This window comes from Frankia sp. AiPs1, assembly GCF_023716945.1.
Lineage (GTDB): Bacteria > Actinomycetota > Actinomycetes > Frankiales > Frankiaceae > Frankia.
In genome coordinates this window covers 1-4,009 of the sequence record NZ_JAMQQF010000549.1, presented here as the reverse complement: position 1 = coordinate 4,009, position 4,009 = coordinate 1, and the positions used below count along the sequence as shown (strand labels likewise).

General features: G+C 75.8%; 1 protein-coding gene. It reads left to right on the top strand.

Annotated features, from left to right (window positions below):
- Positions 1-4,009 (top strand): type I polyketide synthase (locus ND748_RS27095; protein ID WP_251749041.1); only part of this gene is annotated, 4,009 nt, incomplete at both ends.

Sequence of the window (4,009 nt, the reverse complement as noted above, 5' to 3'; positions counted from 1 at the left end):
CCGGGGGGATCGGCCCCGCGACGGCAGCGGGGGCGGTGGCCGGCGGCGGGGCGGGGGTCGTGCTCGACTCCCAGCTCGCCCTGGTCCGGGAGGTGGAGCTGCCCGAGCAGGTGGCCGCCGCGGTGCGGGCCATGGACGGCAGCGAGACCATCCTGCACGCCGGCCACCGGCTCTACATCCGGCCCGATCTGCCCATCGCCGCTCTCGCCGGGCGGGTCGAGCGGCCCGCGGTCGACCTGCGCGACACCGGCGGCGAACTCGCCTCGGACGGCGCGGTCACCGCCCCCGCGGGCGGCGAGCACGGCGGGTCCGGCGAGCACAACGGGTCCGGCGAGCACAGCGGAGACGACGTCGCGGTGGACGGGGCCGCCGCCGTCGAGGCCGCCGCAGTAGCGGCTCGGCTCGGCGCCCGCGACCTGGTCGAACAGTTCCTCCCGATTGGCCAGGACGGCGCCTTCGCCGCCGCGCTCGCCGACCGTCACGGCAGTGCCGCCGCCGTGGTGCGGGCGGTACGCGAGGGTATCCGGGACGGCATCGCCGCCGCCGCCCGCACCCGGCCGCTGGCCGTCGGCGCGCCGTTCGCGGCCGCCCGCGGGCTGCGGCATCCCGTTGCACAGGGACCGATGACCCGGGTCAGCGACCGGGCGGCGTTCGCCCGTGCGATCGCCGACGAGGGCGGCCTGCCGTTCCTGGCTCTGGCACTGATGAACGGCGAGGACTGCCGCGCGCTGCTGATGGAGACCGCCGACCTGCTCCAGGACGCGCCGTGGGGCGTCGGGATACTCGGTTTCGCCCCGGCGGCCCTGCGTAACGCCCAGCTCGCCGCCGTGCGCGACGTTCGTCCGCCCTGCGCGATCGTGGCCGGCGGCCGGCCGGCCCAGGCGGCGCCGCTGGAGGCGGCCGGGATCGACACGTTCCTGCATGTGCCGTCCCCTGGCCTGCTGCACCGCTTCCTGGCCGACGGGGCCCGCAAGTTCGTCTTCGAGGGGCGGGAGTGCGGCGGGCACGTCGGGCCGCGGGCGAGCTTCCCGCTGTGGGAGGCGCAGATCGCGGGGCTGCTCGCGTTCGGCGAGAGCGACCAGGCCGGCCCGGACTTCTTCGCCGGCCTGCACCTGCTGTTCGCCGGCGGGGTGCATGACGCCCGCTCGGCGGCCATGGTGGCCGCCGCGGCGGCCCCGCTCGCCGAACGGGGCGCCAGCATCGGCGTGCTGATGGGCACGGCCTACCTGTTCACCGACGAGGCCGTCGCCTCCGGTGCGATCCTGCCCGGCTTCCAGCAGGCCGCCCTCGACTGCGAGCGCACGGTGCTGCTGGAGACCTCCCCCGGGCACGCCACCCGATGCGTCGAGTCCGCCTACGTCCGCACCTTCCTCGACCGTCGCCGCGAGCTGCTCGCCGCCGCCACCCCCCGCCAGCAGATGTGGGAGGAGCTGGAGGCGCTCAACCTCGGCCGGCTGCGGGTGGCCAGCAAGGGGCTGCGCCGCGACGGCGCCGAGGTCGTCCGGGTCGAGCCGGCGGCCCAGGCCCGGGACGGCATGTTCATGATCGGACAGGTGGCGGCCCTGCGCTCGGACCGCACGAGCGTCGCCGCCCTGCACGACGAGGTGACCACGCGGGCCACCGCCGGTCTCGCCGACCGGGCCGCCGAACTCGGCGTACCGGCCGGGCCGGGGCTCGCGTTCGGGTCGGCCGACAGCACGCGACGCCCGACGGGCGGCGAGGGGAACGAGGCGGACATGGTCGGCGCGGGTGCAGGTACGGGTCCGGTGGCGACCGCGGCGGACTCCCGTCGCGCCGGTCAGCCGCTCGAGGTCGCGATCGTCGGGATGTCCGCGATCTTCCCCGACGCGCCTGACCTCGCCACGTTCTGGGCGAACGTCGTCGCCGGCAACGACGCGATCCGCGAGGTCCCCGCCGACCGCTGGGACCCCGAGGTGTACTACCGGGCCGACGCGATGGTGAAGGACGCCGGGCGCCACACCCCGTCGAAGTGGGGCGGTTTCCTGCCGCAGATCCCGTTCGACGCGTTGGCCTACGGCATCCCGCCGCGGTCCCTGCGCAGCATCGAGACCAGCCAGCTCCTCGCTCTCGAGGTCGCCACCCGTGCGCTGCGCAGCGCCGGGTACGACACGGGGCAGAAGGACACGGGGCAGCAGGCGGCCGGCGAGGGCCGGCCGTTCGACCGCTCCCGTGCCTCGGTCGTCTTCGGTACCGAGGCCGGCACCGACCTGTCCGGTGCCTACGGGCTGCGCTCGCTGTGGCCGGGCCTGCTCGGGCAGTTGCCCGCCGAGCTCGAGGAGTTCCTGCCCGAACTGGACGAGGACTCCTTCCCCGGCATGCTGGCGAACGTCATCGCCGGGCGGGTGGCCAACCGGCTCGACCTTGGCGGGGTGAACTTCACCGTCGACGCGGCCTGCGCATCATCACTGGCCGCGCTCGACGCAGGCTGCAAGGAGCTGCTCGCCGGCAGCTCCGACCTGGTGCTCTGCGGCGGGGTGGACACCCACGCCGGCGCCCACGACTTCCTGCTGTTCTCCTCGGTGCACGCGCTGTCGCCGCAGGGACGCTGCCGCAGCTTCGACTCCGGCGCCGACGGCACCAGCCTGGGCGAGGGCGTCGCCGTCGTCGTGCTCAAGCGGCTCGCCGACGCCGAACGCGACGGCGACCGCATCCACGCGGTCATCCGGGCGGTCGCCGGCTCCTCCGACGGCCGCGCGCTCGGGCTGACCGCGCCGCGCAAGGCCGGCCAGGTGCTCTCCCTGGAACGGGCCTACGCGCGGGCCGGCATCTCACCGAGCGACGTCGGCCTGCTGGAGGCGCACGCCACCGGCACGGTCGTCGGCGACCGCACCGAGCTCGCCACCCTCACCGAGGTGTTCACCGACCACGGCGCGACTCCCGGCCAGTGCGCGGTCGGCTCGGTGAAGTCGCAGATCGGGCACACCAAGTGCGCCGCCGGCCTGGCCGGGTTGATCAAGGTGGCGAAGGCGGTCGAGACCGGGGTGCGCCCGCCGACCCTGCACATCGACACCCCCAACGCCTACTGGGACGGCGAGACCAGCCCGTTCTACTTCGACGAGACCGCCAAGCCCTGGGCGGCACCCGCCGGTCAGCGCCACGCCGGGCTGTCGGCGTTCGGCTTCGGCGGCACCAACTTCCACGTCGTGCTGTCCGCCTACGACGGCGGGCCGGAACCCGCCCACGGCCTGGACCACTGGCCCGCGGAGCTGTTCGCCGTCCGCGGTGCCGACCGGGCGACCGCCGGCCGGGCGCTGGACCGCCTCGCCGCCCTGGTCACGACGAACGACGCCGCCGGACGGCCGTTCCGCCTGCGGGACCTGGCCCGTACCACCTACGCGGCCGGTGGCGGCCCGGTGCAGGTCGCGTTCGTCGCCGACGATCTCGACGGGCTGCCCGCCGCCATCGAGGCGGCCCGGACGTTCACGGCTGACCCGCGCGCCGGGGTGTTCGTCCGCGACGACGCCGAGCCTGGCGCGACCGCCTTCCTGTTCCCCGGCCAGGGCAGCCAGCGGCCGGGGATGCTCGCCGACCTGTTCGTCGCCTTCCCCCGGCTGCGCGCCGTGCTCGACCTGGCCCCCCAGTGGGCCGACACGATGTTCCCGCCGGCCGCGTTCACCCGGGAACAGAAGGCCGAGCAGGTGGCGGCGATCACCGACACGCGGGCGGCCCAGCCGACGCTCGGCCTCGCCGGCCTCGCCATGCACGAACTGCTCACCGGGTTCGGCGTCCGTCCCGACCACGTCGGCGGCCATTCCTACGGCGAGCTGGTCGCCCTGTGCGCCGCCGGCGCGCTCGACCGGGCCGACCTCGTCGGCCTGAGCGAGGCGCGGGCCGCCGCAATCCTCGCCGCGGCGGGGGACGACCCGGGCACGATGGCCGCCGTCCAGGCGCCCGTCGAGCGCGTGCGCGAGGCGCTCGCCAGCTTGGGCGGCGCCGCCGCCGACGTCGTCGTCGCGAACCACAACGCGCCGCGGCAGAGTGTGATCTC